At 59.2% G+C, this 26138-nt stretch carries 24 protein-coding genes and 1 pseudogene; 6 read left to right on the plus strand and 19 right to left on the minus strand.

The window, feature by feature from the left end; all coding sequences use genetic code 11:
* The first annotated feature begins 462 nt into the window (after window positions 1–462).
* Window positions 463–1784: pseudogene (locus J3P76_RS10665) on the plus strand (APC family permease).
* 445 nt (window positions 1785–2229) lie between these two features.
* On the opposite strand, the gene J3P76_RS10670 reads toward J3P76_RS10665, so the two are convergent.
* Window positions 2230–2499, minus strand: a complete 270-nt coding sequence (locus tag J3P76_RS10670) for a DUF6555 family protein (RefSeq protein ID WP_434559407.1) — start codon at window positions 2497–2499, stop codon at window positions 2230–2232.
* Window positions 2500–2875: 376 nt separating this feature from the next.
* Here J3P76_RS10670 and J3P76_RS10675 point away from each other — a divergent pair, with 376 nt between their 5' ends.
* The 3 genes from J3P76_RS10675 (at window position 2876) to J3P76_RS10685 (ending at window position 4826) form a co-directional block, all read left to right on the plus strand.
* Window positions 2876–3553 carry a ferritin-like domain-containing protein gene (locus J3P76_RS10675; RefSeq protein WP_434701897.1) on the plus strand — a complete coding sequence of 226 codons (678 nt, stop codon included), beginning with the start codon at window positions 2876–2878 and terminating at the stop codon, window positions 3551–3553.
* 70 nt (window positions 3554–3623) lie between these two features.
* A complete protein-coding gene (locus tag J3P76_RS10680; protein WP_434701898.1) occupies window positions 3624–3953 on the plus strand; it encodes a hypothetical protein in 330 nt (109 codons plus the stop codon).
* Window positions 3954–4526: 573 nt separating this feature from the next.
* Window positions 4527–4826, plus strand: a complete 300-nt coding sequence (locus tag J3P76_RS10685; RefSeq protein ID WP_434627645.1) for an Arm DNA-binding domain-containing protein — start codon at window positions 4527–4529, stop codon at window positions 4824–4826.
* A 208-nt stretch (window positions 4827–5034) separates the two neighbouring features.
* Here J3P76_RS10685 and J3P76_RS10690 read toward each other — a convergent pair whose 3' ends face one another.
* From J3P76_RS10690 to J3P76_RS10775, 18 genes are all read right to left on the minus strand, one after another.
* Window positions 5035–5391 carry a type II toxin-antitoxin system RelE/ParE family toxin gene (locus tag J3P76_RS10690; protein WP_434627642.1) on the minus strand — a complete coding sequence of 119 codons (357 nt, stop codon included), beginning with the start codon at window positions 5389–5391 and terminating at the stop codon, window positions 5035–5037.
* A 2-nt stretch (window positions 5392–5393) separates the two neighbouring features.
* Window positions 5394–5684 carry a type II toxin-antitoxin system ParD family antitoxin gene (locus tag J3P76_RS10695; protein WP_434627639.1) on the minus strand — a complete coding sequence of 97 codons (291 nt, stop codon included), beginning with the start codon at window positions 5682–5684 and terminating at the stop codon, window positions 5394–5396.
* Between the two features lie 398 nt (window positions 5685–6082).
* On the minus strand, window positions 6083–6952 hold the full coding sequence (locus tag J3P76_RS10700; RefSeq protein ID WP_434627636.1) for a DUF6282 family protein: 870 nt from the start codon (window positions 6950–6952) through the stop codon (window positions 6083–6085).
* Window positions 6949–7725, minus strand: a complete 777-nt coding sequence (locus tag J3P76_RS10705; RefSeq protein WP_434627633.1) for an alpha/beta fold hydrolase — start codon at window positions 7723–7725, stop codon at window positions 6949–6951. Before J3P76_RS10705 ends, J3P76_RS10700 begins: the two co-directional genes overlap by 4 nt.
* A 20-nt stretch (window positions 7726–7745) precedes the next feature.
* Window positions 7746–8735 (minus strand): NAD(P)H-dependent flavin oxidoreductase, encoded by a 990-nt coding sequence (locus J3P76_RS10710; RefSeq protein ID WP_434627630.1) that lies wholly within the window; start codon window positions 8733–8735, stop codon window positions 7746–7748.
* Between the two features lie 62 nt (window positions 8736–8797).
* A complete protein-coding gene (locus tag J3P76_RS10715) occupies window positions 8798–9166 on the minus strand; it encodes an antibiotic biosynthesis monooxygenase family protein (protein ID WP_434627627.1) in 369 nt (122 codons plus the stop codon).
* A gap of 29 nt (window positions 9167–9195) precedes the next feature.
* Window positions 9196–9756, minus strand: coding sequence for a flavin reductase family protein (locus J3P76_RS10720; RefSeq protein WP_434627625.1), 561 nt, complete (start codon window positions 9754–9756; stop codon window positions 9196–9198).
* Complete coding sequence (locus tag J3P76_RS10725) at window positions 9753–10922, minus strand: LLM class flavin-dependent oxidoreductase (RefSeq protein ID WP_434627622.1); 1170 nt, start codon at window positions 10920–10922, stop codon at window positions 9753–9755. Before J3P76_RS10725 ends, J3P76_RS10720 begins: the two co-directional genes overlap by 4 nt.
* 40 nt (window positions 10923–10962) lie before the next feature.
* Window positions 10963–11670: an RraA family protein gene (locus J3P76_RS10730; protein ID WP_434627618.1), complete on the minus strand. Its 708-nt coding sequence runs from the start codon at window positions 11668–11670 to the stop codon at window positions 10963–10965.
* Window positions 11667–12857: an isocitrate/isopropylmalate dehydrogenase family protein gene (locus tag J3P76_RS10735; protein ID WP_434701899.1), complete on the minus strand. Its 1191-nt coding sequence runs from the start codon at window positions 12855–12857 to the stop codon at window positions 11667–11669. Before J3P76_RS10735 ends, J3P76_RS10730 begins: the two co-directional genes overlap by 4 nt.
* Window positions 12857–13879 (minus strand): aldolase catalytic domain-containing protein, encoded by a 1023-nt coding sequence (locus tag J3P76_RS10740; RefSeq protein WP_434701900.1) that lies wholly within the window; start codon window positions 13877–13879, stop codon window positions 12857–12859. The genes J3P76_RS10735 and J3P76_RS10740 overlap by 1 nt, the downstream gene beginning before the upstream one ends.
* Before the next feature lie 322 nt (window positions 13880–14201).
* The gene (locus tag J3P76_RS10745) at window positions 14202–15122 is read right to left on the minus strand and encodes a LysR family transcriptional regulator (protein WP_434606399.1); all 921 of its coding nucleotides are present in this window, start codon (window positions 15120–15122) and stop codon (window positions 14202–14204) included.
* Between the two features lie 90 nt (window positions 15123–15212).
* The gene (locus tag J3P76_RS10750; protein ID WP_434701901.1) at window positions 15213–16403 is read right to left on the minus strand and encodes an MFS transporter; all 1191 of its coding nucleotides are present in this window, start codon (window positions 16401–16403) and stop codon (window positions 15213–15215) included.
* Window positions 16400–17401, minus strand: coding sequence for a zinc-dependent alcohol dehydrogenase family protein (locus J3P76_RS10755; protein ID WP_434701902.1), 1002 nt, complete (start codon window positions 17399–17401; stop codon window positions 16400–16402). Before J3P76_RS10755 ends, J3P76_RS10750 begins: the two co-directional genes overlap by 4 nt.
* Before the next feature lie 78 nt (window positions 17402–17479).
* Entirely contained in the window at window positions 17480–20653 is a 3174-nt protein-coding gene (locus J3P76_RS10760; RefSeq protein ID WP_434702031.1) for an efflux RND transporter permease subunit, read from the minus strand.
* Window positions 20653–21819, minus strand: coding sequence for an efflux RND transporter periplasmic adaptor subunit (locus J3P76_RS10765; protein WP_434701903.1), 1167 nt, complete (start codon window positions 21817–21819; stop codon window positions 20653–20655). Before J3P76_RS10765 ends, J3P76_RS10760 begins: the two co-directional genes overlap by 1 nt.
* A 26-nt stretch (window positions 21820–21845) precedes the next feature.
* Complete coding sequence (locus J3P76_RS10770) at window positions 21846–22994, minus strand: acyltransferase family protein (RefSeq protein ID WP_434701904.1); 1149 nt, start codon at window positions 22992–22994, stop codon at window positions 21846–21848.
* 179 nt (window positions 22995–23173) lie between these two features.
* Entirely contained in the window at window positions 23174–24304 is a 1131-nt protein-coding gene (locus tag J3P76_RS10775) for a serine hydrolase domain-containing protein (protein WP_434702032.1), read from the minus strand.
* A gap of 184 nt (window positions 24305–24488) precedes the next feature.
* Here J3P76_RS10775 and J3P76_RS10780 point away from each other — a divergent pair, with 184 nt between their 5' ends.
* The gene (locus J3P76_RS10780; RefSeq protein WP_420763604.1) at window positions 24489–25367 is read left to right on the plus strand and encodes a LysR family transcriptional regulator; all 879 of its coding nucleotides are present in this window, start codon (window positions 24489–24491) and stop codon (window positions 25365–25367) included.
* Window positions 25368–25387: 20 nt separating this feature from the next.
* Window positions 25388–25660: a hypothetical protein gene (locus J3P76_RS10785; protein WP_434627603.1), complete on the plus strand. Its 273-nt coding sequence runs from the start codon at window positions 25388–25390 to the stop codon at window positions 25658–25660.
* Window positions 25661–26138 lie beyond the last annotated feature (478 nt).

The following is a 26138-nucleotide window of genomic DNA, read 5'->3' on the forward strand; positions in this document are numbered from 1 at the left end:
GCTAAACGTCGAGACTGACCGTAAGCAGTCAGCCTACGCATCGCTCACATCACGCACATCAAGTTGGCATCCACTTATGTGGCAGTAATTGCCCGACTCGTCCTTAAATGGATTCGAGTGCAAACGGACAAAGCCATGGCGCTACCACCTGCTTTCATTACGCTTACTTTGCAGTAGTCGGAGCGCATTCCGAGGCTTCTTTATCGAGCATTTGCGTTTAAATCCCGTACCCGCGTGGCACCGTCAAAGTGACTGGCCGACCGAAAGCGCTGCCGCTTGTGCCACTTGAGGATTTGAGAACTTTGAGACTGGCGGTTCGCGAGCTAATCCACTCTTGTGTCCCACCTCCATCGGCGATTAAGTGAACCTTTACCCTGCGAATTTTTCCGCTCCTCAGAGGTTATGCGAGGGCATGACGCTCGGATGAATCTTGCGAAAAAAATCCCCCTGGCAGAGCCTCAAATGACAGTGAGCCGGTCACAACCCAAACCCTCTTTGCGCCGCGCCGTGACGGGGCCGATGCTGTTTCTGTTCATCCTTGGCGATGTACTGGGCGCTGCCGTTTATGCGCTGGCGGGTACCATCGCCGGAGAGGTAGGCGGGGCGATCTGGGTGCCGTTGTTGATCGTGTTGTTTTTCGCCATGTTGACGGCAGGTTCGTATGCCGAACTGGTCTCGAAATATCCTCACGCGGGCGCGGCGTCGGTGTTTGCCGAAAAGGCTTTCAAGTCACCGCTGATATCGTTCCTGGTCGGTTTTTGCATGCTCGCCGCGGCGGTGACCAGCGCTGCCGGTCTCTCGCTGGCTTTTGCAGGGGACTATCTTGGCGCATTTATCGAGGTATCACCCCACGTTGCTGCGCTGATCTTCCTGCTGGTCATCGCCCTTTTGAATGCGCGAGGGATCAAGGAGTCTCTGGGGGCGAACCTGGTGATGACCGTGATCGAGCTGTCAGGCCTGATGTTGGTCATCGTTGCTGCGGGTTACTTTTCAGTTCTGGCGAAGCTGAACTGGCAAGGGCGCTAAAATTAAAGCCTGGGGTCAGTCCGATGCTGGCGGTGTTGGGCGCGGCGTTGCTCGCGTTCTATTCGTTCGTGGGTTTTGAGACGTCCGCCAATCTCGCGGAAGAGATCAAGGATGTTCGCAAGGTATACCCACGGGCGTTGTTCGCGGCGCTGATTACCGCAGGGGTGGTTTACATGGCTGTTGGGGTCGCCGCGTCCTCAGTATTGCCAACGGAGAAACTGCTCGCGACCTCAGCTCCATTACTCGAGGTGGTTCGGGCTTCCGGGCTCGACATTTCGCCTCGCCTGTTCGCCTTTATCGCGCTCATCGCGGTGGCCAACGGAGCGCTGCTGACCATGATCATGGCCAGTCGACTCACCTATGGGATGGCAAATCTGGGGCTGTTGCCAGATGTCCTGGGACGGGTCCTGCCGCACAGGCGCACACCATGGGCGGCCATTATTGCCACGACGCTCGTCGCCATCGCACTGACGCTGACAGGAACGTTGGCGACCTTGGCGCAAACCGTGGTGCTGCTTTTACTGTTCGAGTTCCTCAGCACCAACGTGGCCGTGCTGGTGTTACGCAAGGACAAGGTTGCAGAAGAACATTTTCAGGTTCCCACCTGGGTACCCTGGCTGGCGATCCTGTCTTGCCTCGTATTGCTGAGTCAGCAAAACATGGGCACTTGGCTGCGAGGCGGGGCACTTGTTTCAGTGGGTGTGCTGCTGTATGTGTTTACCCGGCTTACCGTGCCTACCGTTGTTAAGCTTAACTAGCCGAGCAAATTGCACGATTAAAGCGTAGATTTTGAGTGGACCGCCTGTTTTGGGGACCAGGAGGAGTACTCTTCCTGCCTGACTCGCTGAGTTCGTTAACTTGAAAAAGCACCAATCGAGTAGCTCAAGCATTTGTTTAGGGGCTTGGGCGGGTAGGGGAAGTGCTTCTGCCCGCATCGAGACGATGCTGACAATTAAACAGTGTTTTGTATGCACCGCTAAGTCAGAGACCCTTAGCTCTGAATGATGTAATACGAGACTAGGATCATCATGGCAGATCATCGTCATGAAGCCGCTCAGCATCGACCATTTATGCGGCCGCAATCCTTCGGTATCCCCCTTCCGTTGCGTCGACAAAGGAGTCAGAAGGTCTTTCAGATACCGGACGCTTTATGGTGGAGGGCGGTCGCGAATCAGCTTAAGGACCACCCTCTTCATGAAGGAGCTAATACCTTGGTGGGACGTAGGCCGCGGGCTTGAAAGGTTCTGCGCCCGACAAGCGCCAGCGAACATTGGAAATGCCTAAACGCTCCGCGAGGGGCTTACTGACACGCCTGACCTTTTCTCGACCGAACTTCGGAATCCGGCCCACGCCCGCATCGCAACTCGCCCAATGCCATGCCTCAGCGTTATTCATGATGTCTAAGCGAATGATGAAAGACTTCGGCACTCCATGTATTTCGTAATCGATGATGTACAGCATGGCTGAGGGCATCGTTATTTCTCCCGGTGAGGAGTTACTGAGTACTTGGAGGGCTTTTAATTCAATCCGTCTGACGAGGCTGGACGTAGGCGCCGAGGTGCATACCTAATCCAGCCTTGGCGATGAACAACAGGCCTACAAACCCGGCAAAGCTATCGATGGTCGGCGCGGTAGCCAACGGAAAATTGAGTCATCGTTGATTCCGTGGCCGGAGCGGCAATGGATTGCTAGGGCTGCCGACGGCGGTGACTTTTTCCTGCGTTCCAGAATTGTTGCGGTGGCGGTTGCGGTATGTGACGACGGCTCGAACGCGATGCAGTGGACCGTCAGAAATTTGTAAACAATTTCGGATAAAAGTCCTTCCTTATAGAGATGTACCGGCGCCCAGATGTCTCCCGAAGACACTATTCGCCAACTGGAAGCCACCCGCCTGTTTCCGGCGGATGTGCCGGGCGACATGAGCGACTACACCGCAGAGCGCGAGCGCGCCATTCGCGAGGCCGATCTGATCGGCTCGGTACCGGCACCGGGTTCGGTCAAAGGCATGGTCAAGACCGCACTGGACAAAACCATCGGCAAGGCGCCGGAAGTGCTGCTGGACAAGCTCGGCGAACGCCTGGCCTTCGAACGCACCGGCGTGCGGTTGTATGAAGCGATGGTCGCCAAGGCGACGTCCGCCCCCGGCGCCGATCCGGCGTTGGTCGAGACCTTGCGGCAGATCCAGGCCGAGGAACTCGAGCACATGAACATCGTGCGCGAAGCCATCGAAACCCTCGGCGGCGACCCGACGGCCATGACGCCTTGCGCGGACGTGGCGGGCGTTAAGGCGATGGGCGTGCTGCAGGTATTGACCGACCCACGCACGACCGTGTCCCAATCCATGAGCGCGATCCTGACCATCGAACTGGAAGACAACGCGGCTTGGGAGTTGCTGATCGAACTGGCGAAGAAAGGCGGTCATCCGCTGATCGCCAAGCGCTTCGGCCATGCCCTGGAACAGGAGGAAACGCACCTGGCCACGGTGCGCAACTTCATCAGGCAAGATCTGCTCGCGCAAGTAAGCTGAGCTTGCTTCTACCTAGCTCCACCCCGTCTGGGGTGGACCGCCGGTTCGAACTTTAAAAGGACAACAGCCCATGAGTGAGACCGACCTTGAGATGGAATTGAAAGCCTGGCGGCTTTTGCTCGAGGACGATGCGTATCGCCTGGACTTTCCCGAGGATTATCGCAACACGCTGATTCGGCGCGCCGATGAGTTGGTGTTGCAACAATTTATCAGCCTGGAAGATTGGCAACTGCTCAAGGATGCGGCCGACCAGGCTTATCAACTGACGGTGGAAATGCTGGCGCGCAATCAGCGTGATTGTCTCAACCTAGCCTCGTTTTGCCTGCTTGGGAAGGGAGGGACGGGGGAGCGCAAGGAGTGCGTAGGGTCGTCTATCCTCGTTCAACGTATGAAAAAGTGAGCGGCTAAGGCTCGGTGTGAGGGGGCGTCGTGGGCGCCAATCAGACGCAAATGTAACTGCTGATATGCATGGCATTCGCGGCGCGGACGATGCACTCGTGACCTCCGAGCTGGCCGGATTTCGCCGATGGGTTCTGGATCATTTGACAGGATGATTGTCCAGAGCCAAGGCACCCGTCCTATTGGCTATGGGTCTCATGAGTTGGCGCAGCCCGGCATCACTCCTCTTGTCCTTGATACTCCCCAAAAACAAGTCCAGAATTGAGTCTTTTCCTGCTTCGGCAAGAAAGGAAACCCCTTAGATTTCAATGGGTCGGACATCAGATGCGAGTCTCGTTTCCCGCTCCAGTTATTTTTCTATAGGCTTCCATTGAAGTCTGTAGAAACCAAAAAAAAGAGACTTCGGTCTCTTTTTTCGTTCCAGTAAAGTCCATTCTGATACATCAATAGCCACGATTATTTAGTACGTTTTTTAGTACATCAATTCGGCATTTGATAAATCGCTTTTTCGTGGTACTCACCTTACTGGAAACCGTACAAATCTCCTCTGTTCAAACGAGACGGAGATTGTAAGATGGCTCTCACCGCCACTGCAGTCCGGCATGCCAAACCCCGTGCAAAGGACTACACCCTCCCTGACTACAACGGCCTTGCCCTTTTCGTAAATACCAAAGGCGCCAAGTGCTGGCACTTCCGCTTTTCCTGGGCGGATAAGCAACCCCGTATTTCGCTCGGTACCTATCCTGAAGTCAGCTTGCGAAATGCTCGGGCGCTGCGTGATGTTGCGCGGGCACAGGTCGCCAGGGGCATTGATCCGCGTGTCCATCGGCAGTTGGAGCGTAATGCCAGGCGCCTGGCCACGGAAAACGCCTAAGAAACGGTTGTTCAGCATTGAAAGTGGTACACATAGTTGAACATCGTGTTTGTGGTCGTGGGTCTCGACAGGCCGGTCGGACCCAGAACCTTCCACTTCAATTGGCCGCCGAATCGGCTGACATCGAGGGCGCTCAGGTTGAGGTGTAGAGAGCGACACCTTACCTTCGTCGTTTATGGTCAGTTAAACCATTGGGCCAGGTCGGTGATCAGTCGTTGGGCAGGTGCAACTGGACCTCCATGGCGTCATGAAGGAGTCGGACGACCTCGATCACGTCGTCGTTTCCCACGCGATAGAACATGATATGGCGTGGGCTTTTGACCGTCCCATGGGGGTGTTTGGCCTGCTGGCGTGAATAGATGAGGTGATAGCTGCGAAGGCCCGGTGCAAGCTCATCGCGGTCGTGGCTGCCAATGCGATAAGGCGTGTCGGCAATCGCTTGCAGCGCCGCGAGGATCAGTGCCTGGTAGCGCTGGCGTGCTTGATCGCCGAACTGCATCCGGGAGAGTTTGAGGATGTCGATAATGTCGGCGCGCGCCGCGTTGGAAATCCGATATTGCGGCACGCTCAGTGTTTCTCGCGTGCGGGGAGGGTGACCTCCTGGCTCAAGCCCTCGAGGTAGTGCTCCAGATCCCCTTCGTTCAACTGAGTGAAGCGCCCGTGCTCAAGGTCCATGATGCCGATCGAGGTCGCCTGACGCAGGGCCTCAATTTTGGCGGTGTCTTCGGCGACGCGCTGCTCCAACAGCCGTAAGCCTTCTCGCATCACTTCGCTGGCATTCTGATAACGGCCGGACTGCACCAGGTCCTGGATAACCTGTTCCTGGTGAGGAGTGAGCACAACATTTCGCGTCGCCATTATTAGCTCCAACTCTGGGTAAACAGATTCTTTAGATCATTGGCATATTATGCCATTTTGCCCGGGAGCACATAGCTTAAGAGCAGTATCTGACGAACTGTGTCTTACGGGGTCATCCTTCGTGCCGGACAGCGCGTGAAAGCTTTGACCGCAATAGCGCCACGCCCGAACCTCAGTGCGCAGCCTTGCAATCCGAAACAGGATTATTGTTGTTTAAACGCGACATCATGGAAGCCCGTATTCGCGACCCTTCTAGGTGTAAACTTTATTCAGGACGGGACAGTGCACAGAAAAAAAAGCGGACCCTTTAGCTGAAGGCACTCAGCACTTGCATAGAGCGTGCTCTAACAAATATTGACTCCGTAAGACCGCTCGGAACAAGTCCCGACCCATTCGCATTACGGTTCGAGTCGCAACAGTTCCCGCGCATTCCCCTGGCTGATCTGCTGCACTCGCTCGCTGCCTAATCCCATCCGTTCGAACCACAGCAGACTGTCCACCTGCCATTGTTCGATATCAGGCTGGGAGGTCTGGCCCAGGTCGGAGCTGTAGAGCGCCCTGGGCACGTCGCGCAGGACCTGGCTGAAGTCGTCCCACGGCTGGTAGCCGAGCAGGTAGGTCAGGGCGGTTTGTTCGGTGTAAACCATGGGCGCTTGAGCCAATTCCAGCAGGGCACTGGCGTCCAATCCGGTCAAGGGGTTGGCCGGCTGGTTTAGCATCAATCGGGGTACATCCAACCGCACCGCCGCGTCTATCAACAGACGCACCTCCTGAGCGTCGGCATGACCGGTAGAAATGACGATCGGGTAGTCCCGGGCCATCCGCAGCACATCCAGTGTTTGCTCGTTCAGTTTCCCCTCATGGCTGATGGTCAGTGGCCGGATGGGGTATTTATCCAAGATCCAATGAGCGCTGTTGCGCTTGAGTCGGGATTGGTGGGAGCGGCCTGTGACGGTGGGAAGGTGCACGATCAGCCGGGCTTCGCTGTCTCCGTGGTGGCACAGCGAACGCTGTACCACCCTGAAATCGATACCGCCGGCGATTTCGTTGAGGACCACTGAACCAGAGACGGGAAGCCCCTCCTGCCGGGCCTCCCAAGCTTGGGACGCGCTGCAGCCCAGGTGATTCTTCAACACCACCCACCCGTTCAGCGAGCTGTAGCGCCGACCGGCCTCCATCACCCCATGGCGCCGCAGATAGGCGTCGGGACCGGCGTGGTAATGCACATCGATGAAGCCAGCCTCGTGCAAACGCCGTGGGTGGTTCATGCGGCCACCTCTAGGTCGATACCCAAATGGTCGCGCACAGTGCGCATGACCAACGCCGGGGCATCGAGCAATGGGCGCATGCCGCCGTCGGGGATGGATAACCGGTAATGGCGCGCCTGTTCGCTGACATGCACGTTGATACCGCGCACCAGCTGTGACTGTTCGCCATAGACCGTCAATAACTCACCGGGAAAACTGTGGCTGGCCTGCCGCAGGTCGAGGCGATTGAGCAGCCGGAAACCCAAGTGCAGGCGCCTGGCCTGGAATGCGGCACTGGCCTGGTCGATGTCGATGGGCCCGCTGGGGCGTATACGGGTCGCCGGTTGTACGAGTTGATCGAGTAGTTGGAGCGCTTGTTCGAGATCGCCGAGCAGGGCCAGGTCAGCCATTTTCCCCAGTCGACCGTCGAGAATCCCATCCGCCAGGGCAGGGGAGGACAGCAACAGCACTTTGCTGATGTGCGGGGCAAGATGGGTGCCGAGTAGCGCCTGGACGACGGCGCCACCCAGGGCCGAGCCTACCAGCAGGTCAATCTGGCCCAGCGTTGACAACACGTGCAGCCAACGGCGCGAAAATGCCTCGAGCGATTCGTGCCCGTCGACCAGTAGGGATAACGTGTCGAATACCACCACCCGGTAGCCCGCTTTTACCAGCGGGGCGATCATCGGTTGGAAGAACTGGCCTTCATCCCAGGCGGGCATGACCGGCGACATGACCACCGCCAGTTGATGGCCGTTGCCCCATTGGCTGCTTACTGCATTGGACGTTTGCATGATCCTTGTCTCCCGGGTGCTCAGGCGATTTTGTCGAGCGCCAACAGTTGTTGGCTGTTGCGCAAGATGCGCGTGGTTTCGCTCAACAGGTCGTGGACGATCTGGCGTGCCGGCTTGATGTCGCCAACCAGATCCAGAACCTCACCCGCCCAGATTGCCCGGTTGTCGAGATCGTCAGCGAGGACCGCATTGGCGTAGTCCTGGCGGATCGAATCCGGCGCCTCTCGCAGTGCCTCGTCGCGGCCCAGCCACGCTTGCGAAAACCGGTTGGCGATGGCCCGGCCGCTGTAGTGTTCAGGCCATTCGATGCCGCGCACCAGATCGAAGATCCGTGTACGCACCGTGTCCGATGTACCAGACTCGATCAGGCGTTTCTTGAACGCGGCCGAGGGCAGGGCCTCCTCGGAAGCGAGGAAACGTGTGCCCAGCATGACCCCATCAGCCCCCAGCATCAGCGCTGCGGCCATGCCACGCCCATCTGCGATACCTCCGGCGGCTATCAGCGGGATCTTGTCGCCGACTTGATCCTGCACGGCGGGCAACAGTGGCATCAGGCCGCGGCGCAAGCTGTGCCCGCCGGCCTCGGCACCTTGGACGATCAATGCATCGGCTCCGGCGTCCAGGGCCGCACGGGCCTGGTCCAGCTCATGGATCTGGACGATGGCTTTCGCGCCGGCCCGATGGATGATCGGGACGAATACCCCAGGATCGCCAAATGACAAGGCGACGGCGTTGGGTCCGTATTCCAGTGCCAGGTCCAGCAGCGCCATATTCCGGGCCACAGTGAACATCACCAGGCCGACGCCCCATGGCTGCTTCAATTCCCGCATGGGCGCCAGCTCGGTGCGCATCCACTGCTCGTCGCCATAGCTGGCGCCGACCAGCCCGAGCCCACCGGCCTTGGAGACCGCAGTGGCCAGTTTCGACCCCGAAGCCCCTCCCATGGGTGCGAGGACGATGGGATGGGAGATATTGAAGCGTTGTGTAAGGCGCGTGTTGAGGTCAGCCATATCGATACTCCTGTTCTCGTGCGGGCAAGCCCGTCCGGGCTTGCCCGTTTCGGCTTTTGGATTCACTCAGCGATGAGTGCCGCGGTCAGCGCCTGGGGGATGAAATCGCTTACCTGGTAAAGGTGGAATTCCCAGGTCCCGGTGTCCTTGAGCCCTGAATAACGGGACATGAATGACTCGTCCTGGAACAACGAGTCAAAGGCGTCCTTGCTGGTCCATTGCGCCTGGTTGATGACGGTCTTCCCATCGAGGCTCTTGTACAGTCGGCTCCATTGGAAGGCTGGGTAGGTTTGCGCCACGTACTGGACGGTGTCGCGCAGGACGGCGAGGGCTGCATCTTGCTGGCCTGGATTCACATGGACCACGTTCACCAGAAAAATGGCCTGGTCTTCGCCCGGTTGTGGTGTCTGGAATTGTTCGATCTGAGTCATGAGTCATTCTCCTGGGGGATTAGGGCGGGTTATTGCGCCAGCCGGGCGGATATCGCCGGGCTGCCGTTTTCCCAAAGCAGTGGATGGATAGGCTCGGCGAACTGGACTGCGTCGACGCGGCCGATGATCACGTCGTGGGTGCCGTAGCTGAGGCGTTTGTCCACGGTGCAGATGAGGCTCGATTGCGCATCCGCCAGGCAGGGCAGGCCTTGGATGTCTTCCCATTGCCCGTGGGCGAAACGGTCGGGTCCCTTGACCTGGCCGGCGAACACCGGCACCAGGGCGCTATGGGCCGCGCTCAGCAGGTTGACGCTAAAGCGTCCAGCCAGCATGAGTGGGCTGTGGAGGCTGGCCGAGCGGTTGACGCAGATCAGTAGCGCAGGGGGCGTGGTGCTCACTGAGATCACTGCCGTGGCGACCATACCTACCGGGTCATTGCCGTCGCGGCTGGCAATGATTGCCACGCTGGACGTCAGCCTGCGCATGGCGTTCTTGAACTGATCCGCCAATTCGTCAGCGTCGACATCCGTGGCGATGGGCAAGACCGTGACGTTGCCCGAAGCATTGCGGGCCTGGGAGAGTCTGGTCATGCCACGGCCTCCATGATCCTGCCCGGTTTGTGCGGCGCACGTTGGCCGGCTTGTTCCATCAACGGCAGCACTTCCTTGACGAAGCGCCGGAGTCCGCTCTGGTAGTCCAGCCAGGTCAGGTTGATGCCGTCCACGCCCAGGTCGGACCAGCGCTGCATCTGGTCGACGATCATCTCGGAGGTACCCACCAACGGCACGCCAGCGAACCCCGCCTTGAAATGAAAGCGGAAACGCTCGGCATCGGCGGCGTCCTTGAACATGCCGCTTTGCACGCCGATCTCGCGGGTCACGTTATCCAGCGCGGCGTCGTCGCCATGCTGGGTCACGTAGTAGTCGAGCTGCTGGTTCGCCTGGTCCAGCGTGTCATCGTGAACGACGTAGGCGTACACCCAGATTTGCAGTTCCTTGCCATGCTCCAGGCGCGCCAGGTCGCGGTAGGCCTTGATCTGCGCGCGGATGGTGTCGTCGTCATCTTCGTGCTTGAGGATCAGGAACGCCGCATCGCAATGCTTGGCACAGAATTGGCGGCCCCTTGGCGAGCCACCGGCGTTCATCAGGAAAGGCCGGTTGATCGGCTTGGGTTCGGCGTAGCCTTGCTCGACGTTGAAGAACTCGCCCTCATAGTCGAAATACCCGTTGGCTTCCCACGCTTTTCTAGCGATCTCTATCCACTCATCGGCGTGGTCGTAGCGTTTGTCGTGGTCACGCTGGTGACCATTGAACATGCCCATTTCCTGGCCGAACCAACCGCAGATCATGTTCAACCCGAAACGGCCACCGCTGATGTGATCGATGGTCACCGCCTGCTTGGCGGCAAACAAAGGATGGACTGTGGACAGGTGGGATGTGGTGAACAACGCGATCTGCTCGGTGACCGATGCCAGACCGGCGGCCCAGGTATAGGTTTCGTAGGAAACACCCATCGGGTTGCTGGCGCCTTCCCAGCCGCGCCAACGGCCGACGGGCAGCAAAAGCTCCAGGCCTGCGCGATCGGCCAGGGTGGCGATCGCCAGGTTGCTTTGCCAATCGGCCGCCCGGTGGCGCTCCGGGGCGCTAGTCAGCGTGCAGCCGCCCTCGATGTTGAAACCGAACACGCCGAGTTTGATTTTGTTCTGGCTGTCGCGCACCGGGTTAGGCTTGCGAATGGACACGTTTGCAGTGGTCATGTCGTCAATACTCTTTCAAATGAACGGAATAAGTCGCAACTCAGACGTTGGCCTGCTTTTCCCTGGATGACAGCCAGGGCTGGTCGTAGCGGTGCAGGGCGCGTGCCTGTTCCAGGGTGTAGCCATCGCTCACGCTCTGGATGATCTCCTTCTCGGTTTGTTCGACGGACTGGGCGCGTTGGATGACTTGTTCCGCCTTGTCGGCAGGTATTGCCAGGCAGCCGCTGCTGTCACAGATCACCAGATCACCCGGATTGACCGTTACCCCGGATATCTGCACGGGCACCTGGGTCGCCTTGAGCTGCACTCGGTTTTTCGCCGATTGCATGAAGCGGGCGCGACTGAACAGCGGGTAGTTCAGGCGTTGGACCGTATCGATGTCCCGCGCGGCACCGTCGATCAGCGTGCCGCGAATGCCCTTGCTTATCGCGACGTGGGTCAGGATGTCGCCCCAGGTCGTGCAGTCGGTGCGCCCAGGGTTGCTGGACACGATGACCGCGTCGGACGGCACCTCATCGATGTAGTTGGCGGCGGTCCTGAAGCCGCTGCGTTCTAGCAGGGGCTCGTACAGCACTGTGTAGGCGAAACCCACGCAGCGGGTTCCCGGTACCTGCTGGTTGAGGCCTGCCAGGCCGCCGGCCAGCCCCAGGCTGTCCAGTGCATCCGACAGGCTGGCGGTGTCGAGCGCCTCGCAGGCTTTGAGCAGTGCATCGTTGTTCTGCACGGCGGGGGAAATGATCGCGTTCATGCGTGGGCTCCTTTTTTCAGGGCATGCTTGTCCTGGTTTCCGGTCTGCCGGGAGGTCGGCCCATCAAGCCGCGCCGCCCATTCGAGGGTTTGCTTGACGATGGCTGCCGCGACCTCGAAAGTGCCGGCCGTACCGCCCAGGTCGTAGGTGCGGCAATCACTGCGAGCCACCTGGGCAACGGCGTTGCGCGTCGCTTGGGCGGGGTGGGCATGTCCCAGGTGCTCAAGCATCAGCGCGACCGACAGGAACATCGCGCTCGGGTTGGCCCGATGCTGGCCTGCATAGGTGGGCGCGCTGCCATGCACAGGTTCGAAGTAGGCACCCTGGGCCCCGATGTTTGCGCTGGGCGCCAGGCCCAGGCCACCCATCACCCCGGCCCCCAGGTCGGAAAGAATGTCGCCGAACATGTTTTCGGCCACGATCACCCCGAAGCGCTCGGGGCGTCGGACCATCCACAACGCCACGGCGTCGACGTTATCGATGTTGCATTGGATGTCGGGAAAATCAGCGGCAACCGACTCCAGGATCTCTCGGGCGAACGCGCCGCTGTACCGCAGGACGTTGGGTTTATCCGCCAGCGTGACGCGGTCATAGCCTTGCTGGCGCGCGTGCTCGAAGGCAAAGCGGAACAGTCGCAAGAGCCCTGCGCGGGTTTGCAGGCGCACCGTCATCGTGGCATCGCGGCAGCTCTCTCGCGTCCATGGCGCTCCATTGCGTTCGCGCTCAGCCAGGATCGGCTCGAAGGCTTGCGGAATGCTGGCGAAATCCAGCCCTGCATAGAGGCCCTCGGTGTTCTCTCGAATCACCGAAAAACGATAACGGTTGTCGCCCAGTACATCGGTAACAGGCCGCACGTTGGCAAATAACCCGAGCTTTTGGCGAAGCTGGATAACCGGCGAAACATAAACTCGCCCAGTCCCCCTGAGTGTCGATGAAAGTTCTGCTTCCGCCTCACGAAGAGGCTTGCTGGTAATAGCGCCCAACAGCGTTGCCTGACTTTCGTTGATCAGGTCCCACGTTTTATCGGGAATGCAATTTCCCTCTTTCTGCCAACAGCTCCAACCGATATCTCCAAATTTTAAATCGATGGGAAGTTCAAGGGCTTCAAATAACGGCAGCACCGCCTCAGTAACTTCGATGCCAATGCCGTCACCGGCCAATACACACACTTGTTGGCGCTGGCTCATTAGCGGATACCTCCACTTGCCAGCGAGGGCGACAGCGTTGCCGGCAATGGCTTGATGGACTTTTCCGGTTTGCGGCTACCTTGTTCATGCAAGATCTGCAAGGCATGGAAAGTTGAAGCGGGGCTGTGCGCCTTTATCACTTCGTCCAAACGTTGCTGAACATCGAAGGGCATGTTGTAAGTGCCCATCATGACATCCGTCAGCGACAGGGGGAGGCTGCTGGCTGGCACCGTGTCAGCGGTGAGCTGGGATAAATGCAGGGCACTCACCAGGTCATAGTCGTTGCGTATGCCCGCACGATGCAGATAGGCGACAAACACGCCCAGGTGCAGGTTGCCAGCCCCCTTGCCCATGCCGCAAATGGACGCATCGATGTATTCGGCCCCGGCATCCATGGCGGCGATGGAATTGGAAAGCGCCAGGGACAGGTTGTTGTGGGCATGAAAGCCCAAGGGAATCAGGACCCGGCTGGAAATCCGCGTGATCAGCCGGTCGACATCGGCCGGAATCATGTTGCCGTTGGAGTCCGCGAACACCAGCAAGTCTGCCCCGGCGTTTTCCGCGCGAAGGCTCATATCGGAAATTTCCCCAGGCCCCAGGGTCGTGACGTGGGTGATGTTGGCGCTGACCTGGAAGCCGTAGGCCTTGGCCAGCCGCAAGGTGGCCAAGCCATCTTCCAGGCGGTCGCGGCGCAGGCAAACCCTGATCATGGACACGCCATGTTCCTGAAGCAGCTGGAAATCACTGGCATCGACATTGTGCGGATGCACCATGACGCACAAATCGATCCGACCCGCGGCGGCGGCCTGGACCGCGCTCAGGTACTGGGCATCGACAGCGCTGGTCAGCCCATGCTCGTGTTTGCGTACGAACGAACCGTTGCGGTACCCGATTTCGCAATAAGGAATGCCGGCTTCGATCATTTGAGAAATTGCAGACTGGGCGTAATCAACGGTGAAGTTGAAATCATTACGGTACCCACCGTCTCGCAGCGTGACATCGATAATCTTTATCTGGCTCATGAATACAGTCCCTTTATCATGTTTCGAAGGCACGCAAGTGTGCCGTTTTTACTTCGAATAAACAGAGGCAACCAGGAGTAGCAATGTCTTGCGCAGCCGAGTACGCATAACGATATGCCAGCAAAGGCAGCGTTATTTGTCGTACGGGCAGGGGGATTTATTATTATAGGGGTCAAGCAGGTTTGGCGTTATATGAGGTCATGGTTCAAGCGAAAGTTCGTTTGCCTGACCTGATTCGATACTGGACAATCTCCTACAGGTTGTAAACAGGTTGTTTTTAACAGTGACTGTTAAAAAAATCCCAGTCGTGCCGAATCCTTGATTAACGATGTTGCCGGGCAAAACAATGAATGACGAAATCCATCATTGCCCGTATTCCAGGAGCAGTTCGCATGTCGCGATGGACCACCAGCCAGAGTTCGGCATGTAACGGCTGCTCTTCGATGGGGACCCTTTGCAAGCCGCCCGGAGCATCGGCCATGAAGACCGGTAGCAACGCGATACCAGCTCCCGCCCTGGCCGCTTCGGCCTGCACGTCGAAGGACTTGACCCTTAACACCACGGGCCTTTGGCCTGCGGCATTCTCCAGCCAGATGCGCTGAGGAGAGGGCTCCTGCTCATCGTCATGGGCAATGAATTCATAGGCTGAGGGCGCGCGTTCCTGGAGATAGGCTTGTGCAGCGAAGAAACCGAAGTCCAGGGTGCCGATCTTGCGCACGACCAGATCCGTCTCGGTCGGTCGTCCGACGCTGATTGCGATATCCGCTTCGCGCCTGGCCATGGAAGCCATGCGCGGATTGGACAGGATCCGCACGTTGATGTCAGGGCATTGTTCCCTTAACCGCCCAAGATGGGGGGCAATGAAATGCGTCGTCAAGTGCGGAGGCGAGCTAAGGGTGACATCTGCGACCTTGTCGGTTCGAATCGCGCAGACTGCTCGACTCAGGGCACAAGCGGTTTCTTGCATGCGGTTGCCCAGCTGGGCGATTCGCTCGCCGTTTTCGGTCAACTCGTACCGGTGACTTCGTCGGTCCACCAGACGCACTTTCAGTGCGGTTTCGAGGGCTGCTATCCGCCGTGAGACGGTAGCGTGCTCGACGTTCAGCGATCGCGCTGCGGCGGCCAGGGAGCGTATTCGCGCGAAGGCGATGAAGTACCGAAGGTTTTCCCAATCGAACTGGGTGCTGTCCACAGGGAAATCGACGGCCTGGGTGGCTGTGAGTGAGGTGCTGCTAACATCCATATCGTGACTCCGTCCGAGTGGTTCTGACCGATAGAAACTCCGCTGAGTTCGAGAAAGACCGTGGCTTGCCACGGTCTCCGATGAATGACTTTAGTGCAAAACCGCTTGGGTTTCCGGCGCAAGGCTTGGCTGTCGTGCCCCATACACCAACACCTTGGTCGCGATGGTCGCGGCGGCCAGCGCGCAGAAAACCAGGCCGCTGACAATGGTGCCTTCCATGCCCATGCGTGCGAGGAACCAGCCACCGGCAGTCGCACCGAGCGTCACGCCCAGATTGATGAACGAGATGTAGAGACCCGTAACGAACTCAGGCGCCTCCGGGGCTTCGGAGGTCAGCCAGACCTGGGTCACGATCAGGCCACTGGTGTGGGTGGCTCCCCACAGCACGACGATCAAAATCATCGGCATGATGTCCGGACTGGCAAAGAAATGCAGGATCAGATACGACGCCCCCAGCATGATCGGATGCATTAGCGTGGTACCCACTTTATTTTTGGATAATAAACGGCCTGCCAGCAGATTACCGGCCACACCGCCCACGCCGAACAGAATCAACATGGCGCTGATCACCTCACCGCTCATTCCGGCTTCCCGAGACAGATACTCGGCGCTGTAGGAATACACCGAAAACATTGCTCCGAAGATCAGTGTCGAGGCCAGGATATTGAGCCACAACGTCGGTTTGCGCAGGATAGCCAACTGTTCCCCATAAGGCGTCCGCTGCCCGGCAAAGGTATCGGGTAACCGGGCGATGATGCCCAGCCCGGCGATCACGTTGACTGTGGTGCAGAACAGGAAGGCCGCTTCGTAGGAAAAGCGTGCAGCGATCCAGGTGGTGATAGGCACGCCGAGCACCATGCCCATGCTGGTGCCGACAAACGCCTTGGCCGTCGCCTGAGTTGCCTGCTCCTTGGGATATAGAGAGACCACCGCGACAAATGCCAGCGAGAAATACACCGGATGAAAGAACGCCGGAATGATCCTCAGGATTGCGAGGGTTCCATAATTGGGCGCATAGGCCGACAAGGCGCTTGCACCGGCGAAAATAAACAGCGACAGGGTCAGGACCCGCTTGCGGTTGTAACGCGAAAACCACAACACCATGAAGGGACCGAACACCGCAATGATCAGGGCGAACAGTCCCACCAGATAGCCCGCCTCGGATGCGCTGACGCTGTAGCGCTCGATGATCACCGGCAAGATACCGACCACGCCGAATTCGATGGTGTAGACACCGAACAAACCCAGGGCAATGAAGAACAACGGGTTGAACATTTTCATGGCCGGTCCTCCAGCGTCACGATGACTTTGCCGAACTGCTCGCCGGCTTCCAGGTAGCGATGGGCCTCGACGATTTCATCGAAGGCAAAGGTCTTGGCGATCACAGGGGACAGGCTGCCATCGACCAGGCCGCTGGAGACGAACGCCTTGCCTTGGGCGAACAGGGCGGGGTCGTTGATGATTTCGTGTAGCAGATAGCCCCGCAGCGTGAGGCTTTTACCCAACACGGTGAACAGCGGAAAAGGCGAGGGTTCGCTGCTCAGCGCACCGTATTCGATGATGATGCCGCCGCGACGGGTGGCGTCCGCCAACTGCTCGATAGCCGGCCCGCCGACAGGATCGAAGACAACCCGCACGCCATTGCCAGCGGTGATGTGCTCGACGCGCGCTACCAGGTCTTCTTGGTCGCTGACGATCACATGGACCGCACCGGCCGCCAGCAGTTTGCGCACCTTTTCTTCACCACGGGTCACTGCGATAGGAATCGCCCCTACGCGGTTGGCGATCTGGATGGCGGCCAGGCCTACGCTGCTCGAAGCCGCGGTGATGAGTACGTAGTCACCCGCGACCAGCCCGGCCACGGGCAGCAACGCGCCCCAGGCTGTGAGGTATTGCATCCAGATACCAGCAGCTTGTTCCATGCTGAGGTTGTCCGGATGACGAACCAGCATCGCCGCCGGCACTACCGCCTGCTCGGCGTAGGTGCCCCATTGGGCGATGCTCGAAGGTGGGACCAGGCTGACTGGATCACCTATTTCGAAGCCGTCTACGGCGTCGCCCACGGCTTCGACAAAACCGGCTGCTTCATAACCCAGTCGGCTGGGAAACGTCGCCTGTTCAAGATACTGGCCGCGCCTGAACATCGATTCGGCGCGGTTGAGACCGATGGCTTTCACGCGGATGCGGACCTCATCGGGGCCCGCCTGGGCGACCGGCAAGTCCTCTATCCGCAGCACTTCTGGATCACCATACTCATAAAATCGAACGACACGTGTCATGGCATTTCTCGCAAGGATTGGGAACGTTTGCAGTCTAGAGGCGCGTCCAATGCAGAAAAACGCGCTGGCGTTCCGGTGTTAACGGATATATGTGTCCGCAATGGCAATGGACTGGCCCTGGGGTAGCCGGCGGCCGACGCTGCGAACCAGCACGTAGAAGAGCGGCGTGAAAATCAGTCCGAATGCGGTCACACCCAACATGCCGAAGAACACCGCGACACCCATTGCTTGGCGCATTTCCGCCCCGGCACCGGTGGAGATCACCAGAGGAACGACGCCCATGACGAAGGCAATCGAGGTCATCAGGATCGGTCGAAGCCTCAGCTTGCTGGCCTCCCAGGCGGCGCTCAGCGGGGTTCGCCCCTGGCGCTCCAGGTCCCTGGCAAATTCGACGATCAAGATGGCGTTCTTCGACGCCAGACCCACCAGTACCATCAGGCCGATCTGAGTAAAGATATTGTTATCACCTCCGGTCAGCCAGACGCCCGCCAAGGCCGAGAACACACCCATAGGCACGATCAGAATCACCGCCAGCGGCAGCAGAAGGCTTTCGTACAGCGCCGCCAGCACCAGGAAAACCAGCAGCGTGCTTACCGCCAATACCCAGCCGGTCGCGTTACCGGCCAGCCGCTGCTGGTAGGTCAGGTCGGTCCATTCCATGCGTATGCCCTGGGGCAGGGTTTGCCGGGCGATGCGCTCGATGGCCGCTTCGGCCTGGCCCGAGGAGTAACCGGGGGCGGACGCGCCGTTGACATCCGCCGCGGTAAAGGCGTTGTAGTGCACGACCATTTCTGGTCCGTAGCTGGGGTCCACCGACAGCAGCGTCGACAGGGGCACCATGTCGCCATAGGCATTGCGCACCTTCAAGCGGGTAATGTCTTCCGGGTTGGCCCTGAACGGCGCATCGGCCTGTGCCCGCACTTGGTAGACCCGCCCGAACAGATTGAAATCGTTGACGTATAAAGACCCCAGGTAAATCTGCAGGGTCTCGAATACGTCGGTCACCGAGACGCCGAGCTGCTTGGCTTTGACCCGGTCGAGATCGACGTCCAGTTGGGGCACGTTTATCTGGTAGCTGGAAAACAGCGGTCCCAATTCAGGCGCTTTGGCAGCCTCGGCCATGAAGGCTTTGACCGCGCTGTCCAAGGCGACATAGCCCAGGCTCGCCCGGTCCTCGATCTGCAGTTTGAAACCACCAAGCGTTCCCAGGCCCAGTACGGGCGGCGGCGGGAAGACAGCCGTGAACGACTGCGCGATCCTGCTGAACTCGCCATTGAGATCCGCCGCTATCTGGTTCGCCCCCAGCGCCTCGCTGGAGCGTTCGGCGAAGGGTTTGAGGATCACGAAAATGATCCCTGAGCTGGAGGAGTTCATCAGGCCGTTGACGGACATGCCGGGGAATTCGAGGGTATGGGCAACGCCGGGATGCTTGAGCGCGATGTCGTTCATTTGCTGGATGACCTGCTCGGTGCGATCCAGCGAGGCACCAGCGGGCAATTGGGCGAAACCCACCAGGAACTCCTTGTCCTGGGCCGGGACGAAGCCCGTCGGCAGCGTGTGACTGAGCCATGCGCAGGCGCACAGCAGAACGCCGAATAACGCGAACGTCCTGCCTTTGTGCGCCAGGACACCGCGCACGCCGGCGCCATAACGGTCCTCGGCCTGCTTGAACCGACGATTGAAACCCTTGAAAAAGCGCCCCATGACTTTGTCGATGCAGCGCTCCAGTGGATCCTTCGGCGCGCCGTGTGGTTTGAGCAGCAGTGCGCAGAGGGCCGGGGAAAGGGTCAGCGAATTGAACGCCGAAATCACCGTGGAAATAGCAATGGTCAAGGCGAACTGGCGGTAGAACCCGCCGGAGAGACCGGGCATGAACGCCAACGGAATGAACACGCAAACCAGCGTCAGGGTGATGGCAACGATGGGTTTGCTGACTTCCGCCATCGCTCGGTGAGTCGCCTGGTGAGGTGACAATCCCTGGCTGATATTGCGTTCGACGTTTTCCACCACCACGATCGCGTCGTCCACGACGATGCCGATCGCCAATACCAGGCCGAACAGTGACAAGGCGTTGATGGAAAAACCGAACGCCAGCAAGAACGCCAGCGTGCCGACAATGGAGATTGGCACAGCGAGCAGTGGAATGACTGAGGCGCGCCAGGTTTGCAGGAACACGATGACCACCAGCACGACCAGCACGATGGCTTCGAACAGGGTGCTGATGACCGCATCGATGCTGGAACGAACGAACTGGGTCGGGTCGAAGACGATTTTGTAATCGACGCCTGCCGGCATATCGGCCTTGGCTTCAGCCATGATCTGTCTGGCACGGGCAGAGATGTCCAGCGCATTGCCGCCTGCCATCTGGAAGACGCCGAAGCCCACCGCCGGCTGCCCGTCCACCAGCGAGCGAAGCGCGTAGGTAGAAGCTGCCAATTCGATCCGGGCCACATCGCGCAAATACGTCACGCCCCCGTCCGGCACCGTCTTGACGACGATGTTGCCGAATTCCTCTTCGGTTTTCAGCCGCCCCTGGGCATTGACCGAGAGCTGCAGCGGGACGCCGGCGCGCATAGGTGAAGCGCCTATGACGCCGGCCGCGACCTGGATGTTTTGCTCCCGGATGGCCTGAACCACCTCGCCGGCGGTGAGACCTCGCTGCACCACGCTGTCGGGGTCGATCCAGATACGCATGGCGTAATCGCCGCCGCCCCAGATTCGCACTTCGCCGACGCCCGGGATGCGTTCGAGCTGGCTCTTGATGTTCAGGATGCCGTAGTTGCGCAGGTAGTTGGCGTCGTATTCGTTGTTGGGTGACACTAGGTGAATCGCCAGGGTCTGGGTCGATGACGACTTGCTGGTGGTCACCCCCAGATTCAACACGTCGGCCGGCAGGCGCGGGAGCGCTTCGGAGACGCGGTTCTGCACCAGTTGCTGAGCCTTGTCGGGGTCGGTGCCCAAGGCGAACGTCACGTTGATCGCCAAGGTGCCATCGCTGTTGGCCTGGGATTGCATGTACAGCATGCCTTCCACGCCGTTGATGCGCTCTTCAAGCGGCGCGGCGACGCTTTCCGCCACCACCTTGGGGTTGGCGCCCGGGTATTGGGCGTTCACCAAGATCAACGGCGGCACGACATCGGGGTACTCCGACACCGGCAGTCGCGCCAGCGAGAGCATGCCGGCCAACAGTACAAGGGCGCTGAGGACACCGGAAAAAATCGGACGGTCGATGAAGAATCCGGAAATGTTCATCATTGTTGCGCCTGTGGTTGTGACGGCGCGAGTACCGGAGCAACCTGGCTGCCCGGCGTCGCCAGGTGCAAGGAACTCACGACAACCTGCTCCTCGGGCGCGATGCCCTGGTCAATGACACGTAGCGCACCCTGGCGTATCCCGGGCTTGACCTGGCGATACTGGACGCGACCCTCGGCATCGACCACCAGCACGTACTTTTTGTCCTGGTCGGTGCCGATGGCGCTGTCTTCCACCAAGGTCGCGGAGCGGCTGGCACTGCCTGGCAGCAGGACCCTGGCAAACAGGCCCGGGCGCAGCTCCCCGTTGCTGTTGTCGAAAGTGGCCCTTACCCGAATAGTGGCCGACCGGGTATCCAGCCGGTTGTCCAGGTAACTCAGGTTGCCTTTGCGTGGGTATCCCTCTTCGTGGGCCAATCCGAGCATGACCGGGACCGGGTCGCCCGCCGGACGGTTGCCCAGGTAGCGCAGGAAGGTTTGCTCATCCACGTCGAAGTCGGCATAGATCGGCGAGATCGACACTAGGTTTGTCAGCGCCGTAGAGCGTTCCCCCACATCGACGATGTTGCCCGGTGTCACCTCTACCCGTGAAGCCCGGCCGTCAAATGGCGCGAGGATGCGGGTATGCTCGAGATCGAGCCGGGCCAGCTCGACCCTGGCCAGGGCTTCGTTCACCCTGGCCTGGGCTTCGTTGGCGCTTTGTATGCGCTTGTCCAGGTCGGTTTTCGCGATGGCATTGCTGGTGATCAAATGCTCGTAGCGCTGCAGCTCTTTTTGCGCAAACAGGCTCATCGACCGGGCAGCCACCAACGCGGCTTGGGCTTGTTGCAGCGTGGCGGCATAAGGGCGGGGGTCGATCTCGAACATCAGGTCGCCTTTGCGCAGCAGCGCGCCGTCCTTGAAATGCACGCTGACGAGGGTGCCCGCCACCAGGGGCTTGATCACCACGGTGTCGGTGGCGACCAGGCGGCCGGTGTAGCTCTGCCAGTCGATAACATCACGCGTGACGGCAGTCATCACTTGCACCTGGGGCAGCGGCGCGGGGGCGGTTTTTGCCTGGGCAACCGGGGCCCGCATGCTGATAGCAAAGCCGGCAAGTCCCGCTAGCACCAATACACCCAGCGCCCAAACGGGCACGCTGGTCAACCTGCGAATTAACGATGACATGGCAAGCATCCTTTCTATGTAAAAAATCAGACTTGAGGGACACTCAATGGCCGTTCCATCGGCTTGGCCTTGCCCCAACGTTGCATGGCGGGCCGCTCAACAAAGGCGAAGAGCAGCCAGCCGCCTAGTAGCGACAGGCAGAACGTGGCGGCAAGAATGAAAGAGGCCGGCACAACGGAAAAACGTTGGCCGTCCAACAGCGAGGTCAGGCCCATCATGATCAGCAAATGGATCATGTAAAACCCGAACGAAATCTCCCCCAGCCACACCATCAGCGGATGACGAAACCAGGACTTTCGTTGCGCCATATCCGCGGCGGCCAGGCTGGTAATCAGGAGGGCAATCAGGATGACGGTAGTGAGGGACAGGCTATAGATGAAGGGCACTTCTCCTGCGAGGAAGTAAGCCGCTGCCGCCAACATCAAGGTCGGAGCGACCGGGATAGCAACCCAGCGTCCCGTCATCAGGATCCGCGCCATCAGCATGCCGAGAACGAATTCGAACAACCGTAGCGGCGGAAAATAATAAGCCAGCCACCACTGGTTCAGTGATATTGGGTACTCGGCGATCTGGGGCGTACCGTTGACAAACTTGGCGATGAGCCAGTGGGTCGCAGCCATTGCGCAGACTGTCAGGCCGGCAGTCAGCCAGAGTCGGTCCTCTGCAACCTTCCACAACGCGCGCAAGAGAAACGGGAACGCCAAGTAGAAAACCAATTCACAACACAGCGACCAGGATGGCCCGTTGACGCTTAGGAACACTGATATGTCCGGCACCCACGCATGGACCAGCAGCAAGTTGGGCAACCAGGCGCTGACGACCGTCAGTGGTACGGCGAACAAGATCATCGCCAGGACGAAGGTGACCAGATGGTTGGGGTAGATCTTCACCAGGCGTCGGCGCCAGAACGCCCCTAGCGTATCGTTCCTGCGAGCGGACCAGGTGATGACGAAACCACTGAGCACGAAAAAAAACGAGACCCCAAGCCAGCCACCCACACTGAATAAGCGCTGGAAACCGGCGACAATCTGTGGGTCTGCATACGGATTGAATCCGATGATTTTCGTCAGTGAGGCGTGAAAGAAAAACACCAAGGTCGCGGCGACAAATCGAAACCCCGTCAGGGAGTCCAGGCGTACGTTGGCGTAGTTGTGGTAGAGGCGTGAATGCGTCATGAGTCGATACCTTTCAATAAAGATCCGCAGCACTGTCGGGAGCCGAAGTGCCTGGTCAATTCCGTGGGGCAGGTAGCCAAGACAAAGCTGAACAACTCAAACTGCATTCGCATGAAGGCCGGCTCTCAAGCCGGTCTTCTCATGATGGACTCCTTATCGCGGCAACAGATTTGCCTCATTCAAGCGCCGTATACGGCGTTGCACAGATCGACCGTAAACTGTCCGAACATCCCCTCGAAGGCGGTGTTGGTAAACGCCACCACGGAGATCTGCTGCGCCGGATCGACAAACCAGGAATGACCAAAAGCCCCACCCAGGCGCCAGGTCCCGACGGACTCCGGCGCTTGTGCCGCTTGCGGGTCAGTCATCACCGTGAATCCGAGGCCGAAGCCACGGCCAGGCCAGTTGGCGAGTTCCAGGTTGCCGGTCTGGACGGTTCCCATTTCTTTTGCCAGGCTCGCCGGCATGAGCGGGCCACCACCCTGGCGCAAGGTTTCGAGCAAGGTCAGGAATTCTTCGGCGGAGCCGATCATCCCTGAGCCTCCCGAATGGTAGGCATTGCTGTCGAGGGCCCGATCCGCGTCCATCCGGATGCCGGCGGTGTTCTCGAAAACCTCGATCACTTCGATACCATTCATACGACGTGGCGCGGGGTCGGCATTGAGATAGGCGGCCGTCAGGCGGGAAGTGTCGACGACATTGAAACGGGTATCGGACAGACCGAGTGGCTCGCACACAAGTTGATTGACTGCATCGGCCAGACTGGTCCCGCATACCTTGGCGATAAGCGCGCCCAACACATCAGTGGCAATTGAATACCCCCAATCGGTGCCAGGACGATAGAGCAGCGGCGCCGTCGCCAGTCGCCGAATGTTTTCCTCCAGGGTCACCGGCGCATTTTCCAGCCCGTCACACACTCCGGCCTGTGCATAGGCGCCGCCGCCCGTGCCTTCGAGAAAACCGTAACCAAGGCCCGCTGTATGGCTAAGCAACTGGCGCACGCTGATGGATACGCCAGTGCCGTCCGCCAAGGTTGGTTGAAACCCCGGTAGCCAGCGAGCGATAGGATCATCCAGGCCAATGCGGCCTTGGGCGACCAAGGCCAGGGCGGCGGCCGAGGTGATAGGTTTGGTCACCGAGGAGAGCCGGAACAAGGCGTCGGTGCGCATCGGCAGGCCAGCCTCTCGGTCGGCCAGGCCCACGGCCTTGCGATAAGTGATTTCGCCGCGACGAGCAACCAGCGCCACGGCCCCCACCAGGCGTTTTTCTTCGATGGCGCTGTTCAGGGCAGCGTCGATTCGCACCTGCATGGGGTCGGTGGCGATAGCGCTGGAGAGTAGGATGGTTTCTTTGGCGGTCATGTTCGCGATTCCCCTGCTGTAATGGACGTCGCCATGCTAGGTCGCAGACGGCAGGGGAAACAGAGGCTAGAATTCCGGACACACCGGACGTTTCGTTCCGCAATTCAAGGCGCAAGAAACTCAAGGAGAGAGCGTGGACAACCTCAGCGGAATCTCGGTTTTCGTCCAGGTCGCCGAAACGCGCAGTTTTGTCGCGGCCGGACGGCTATTAGGCGTGTCTTCATCGGCGATCGGCAAAAGCGTCGCGCGCCTGGAACAGCGCCTGGGCGTCAGGCTGTTTCATCGCAGCACCCGCAGCATCAACCTGACGGCGGAGGGCATGCTTTTCCTGAACCGCTGCCAGCGCGTGCTCAATGAGCTGGAAGCAGCAGAACTGGAACTGTCGAGCACCAGCAGCGAACCGCGCGGCAAGCTGCGGGTGAGCCTGCCCTTGGCCGGGCAGTTCCTGTTCACATTGTTGTCCAGCTTTGCCAAGCGATACCCGGACATTCATCTGGAATTGGATTTCAGCGATCGCCTGGTGGATGTCGTGGAGGAGGGCTTCGATGCGGTGGTCAGGACCGGTGAGTTGAATGACTCTCGCCTGGTGGCGCGGCGATTGGGCGCTTTCCGTTTCCTGCTGGTGGGCGCCCCGGCCTATTTCCAGGCCCAGGGGACGCCGGTGGACGCCAGCGACTTGAGCAACCATGACTGCCTGTTATACCGGGTGCCTTCCACCGGAAAGCTTGAGCGCTGGCCGCTACCGGATAAGTCCCACAACGGCACGCAGGACCTGCGGGCCGTGCTGGTCTGCAACAACATCGACATGCTTTTCAACGCCGCCATGGAAGGGCGGGGCATTGCCTGCCTGCCGGAATTTGCCGTCAAGGAGGCCCTCGAGTCCGGGGCGCTGCAGGCCGTGCTGACCCAAGAGGTGACCCGCACCATTCACTTCAGTGTGCTGTGGCCGCCGAATCGCTTTATCACGCCCAAGCTGCGCTGTTTCGTGGATTTCATTTCTTTGCATATGTGAGGGGAGGGCGGCGCGGGGCAATGGATGTACAGAATCTGCGCCAGGCGCCGGGAGCCTTTCCGGTGGATATCAGCACGTGTACTGCGATAGCGCTGTTTCGAGTTGCTCGCGGACATGACAGCGAAGGTGCGCGGGCGACACCACTTGCAGATAACCTGCTTTCTGCCGTACGCGCCATTGCTAATACAAGTGACGGCAACATCAAAGACTTAGCGGGTCTGGTTGTGGAGAAATGGCGGGCGCGGCTTGCGCTACACCTCCGCGTTCAATTCGCGCTGACTCAGTATCCCTAGTGGGAACTGAGCTGCTGCTATAGGCAAACATCATCTACTGATAATCTTGCCCATTGATGCCATCAGTTTGATGAACGCTTGTCCGGCTGGCTACGAAAGAAGCTCAATCGCTTGGTTTGGAACCGCTCCAATTGCCTCTTGATACGCTGTGAAACAAGTCCAGAATCAAGTCTTTTCCTGCTCCGGCAAGAAAAGAAACCCCTTAGATTTCAAAGGGTCGGAAGCCAGGTGCGAGTCTCGTTTCCCGCTCCAAGATTCACAAAAAAGCCACTCAGAAATGAGTGGCTTTTTTGTGCCTGAGAAGTTTTGGTATTCATGGCGACAGGCAGCTTTCGGCCAGAAGCGGTCAGTGGATTTAGGGTGCTTGCGCCTCTAGCTGTAGCTTTGTAGGATCCTGCGAGCGCCCGACAATAGCGGTTCACATGAACAGCAGGTCAAGCCTGGAAATCGAGGGCGTTGCTTTAAAATCCAGACTTCG

This window comes from Pseudomonas sp. D1-36, assembly GCF_051132205.1.
Classification (GTDB): Bacteria; Pseudomonadota; Gammaproteobacteria; order Pseudomonadales; family Pseudomonadaceae; genus Aquipseudomonas.

Excerpts from the sequence above, each read along its gene's own strand:
- J3P76_RS10670 (WP_434559407.1), bottom strand. The coding sequence starts at position 2,499 with ATGCCCTCAGCCATGCTGTACATCATCGATTACGAAATACATGGAGTG.
- J3P76_RS10675 (WP_434701897.1), top strand. The coding sequence starts at position 2,876 with ATGTCTCCCGAAGACACTATTCGCCAACTGGAAGCCACCCGCCTGTTT.
- J3P76_RS10680 (WP_434701898.1), top strand. The coding sequence starts at position 3,624 with ATGAGTGAGACCGACCTTGAGATGGAATTGAAAGCCTGGCGGCTTTTG.
- J3P76_RS10685 (WP_434627645.1), top strand. The coding sequence starts at position 4,527 with ATGGCTCTCACCGCCACTGCAGTCCGGCATGCCAAACCCCGTGCAAAG.
- J3P76_RS10695 (WP_434627639.1), bottom strand. The coding sequence starts at position 5,684 with ATGGCGACGCGAAATGTTGTGCTCACTCCTCACCAGGAACAGGTTATC.
- J3P76_RS10700 (WP_434627636.1), bottom strand. The coding sequence starts at position 6,952 with ATGAACCACCCACGGCGTTTGCACGAGGCTGGCTTCATCGATGTGCAT.
- J3P76_RS10705 (WP_434627633.1), bottom strand. The coding sequence starts at position 7,725 with ATGCAAACGTCCAATGCAGTAAGCAGCCAATGGGGCAACGGCCATCAA.
- J3P76_RS10710 (WP_434627630.1), bottom strand. The coding sequence starts at position 8,735 with ATGGCTGACCTCAACACGCGCCTTACACAACGCTTCAATATCTCCCAT.
- J3P76_RS10715 (WP_434627627.1), bottom strand. The coding sequence starts at position 9,166 with ATGACTCAGATCGAACAATTCCAGACACCACAACCGGGCGAAGACCAG.
- J3P76_RS10720 (WP_434627625.1), bottom strand. The coding sequence starts at position 9,756 with ATGACCAGACTCTCCCAGGCCCGCAATGCTTCGGGCAACGTCACGGTC.
- J3P76_RS10725 (WP_434627622.1), bottom strand. The coding sequence starts at position 10,922 with ATGACCACTGCAAACGTGTCCATTCGCAAGCCTAACCCGGTGCGCGAC.
- J3P76_RS10730 (WP_434627618.1), bottom strand. The coding sequence starts at position 11,670 with ATGAACGCGATCATTTCCCCCGCCGTGCAGAACAACGATGCACTGCTC.
- J3P76_RS10735 (WP_434701899.1), bottom strand. The coding sequence starts at position 12,857 with ATGAGCCAGCGCCAACAAGTGTGTGTATTGGCCGGTGACGGCATTGGC.
- J3P76_RS10740 (WP_434701900.1), bottom strand. The coding sequence starts at position 13,879 with ATGAGCCAGATAAAGATTATCGATGTCACGCTGCGAGACGGTGGGTAC.
- J3P76_RS10745 (WP_434606399.1), bottom strand. The coding sequence starts at position 15,122 with ATGGATGTTAGCAGCACCTCACTCACAGCCACCCAGGCCGTCGATTTC.
- J3P76_RS10750 (WP_434701901.1), bottom strand. The coding sequence starts at position 16,403 with ATGAAAATGTTCAACCCGTTGTTCTTCATTGCCCTGGGTTTGTTCGGT.
- J3P76_RS10755 (WP_434701902.1), bottom strand. The coding sequence starts at position 17,401 with ATGACACGTGTCGTTCGATTTTATGAGTATGGTGATCCAGAAGTGCTG.
- J3P76_RS10760 (WP_434702031.1), bottom strand. The coding sequence starts at position 20,653 with ATGAACATTTCCGGATTCTTCATCGACCGTCCGATTTTTTCCGGTGTC.
- J3P76_RS10765 (WP_434701903.1), bottom strand. The coding sequence starts at position 21,819 with ATGTCATCGTTAATTCGCAGGTTGACCAGCGTGCCCGTTTGGGCGCTG.
- J3P76_RS10770 (WP_434701904.1), bottom strand. The coding sequence starts at position 22,994 with ATGACGCATTCACGCCTCTACCACAACTACGCCAACGTACGCCTGGAC.
- J3P76_RS10775 (WP_434702032.1), bottom strand. The coding sequence starts at position 24,304 with ATGCAGGTGCGAATCGACGCTGCCCTGAACAGCGCCATCGAAGAAAAA.
- J3P76_RS10785 (WP_434627603.1), top strand. The coding sequence starts at position 25,388 with ATGGATGTACAGAATCTGCGCCAGGCGCCGGGAGCCTTTCCGGTGGAT.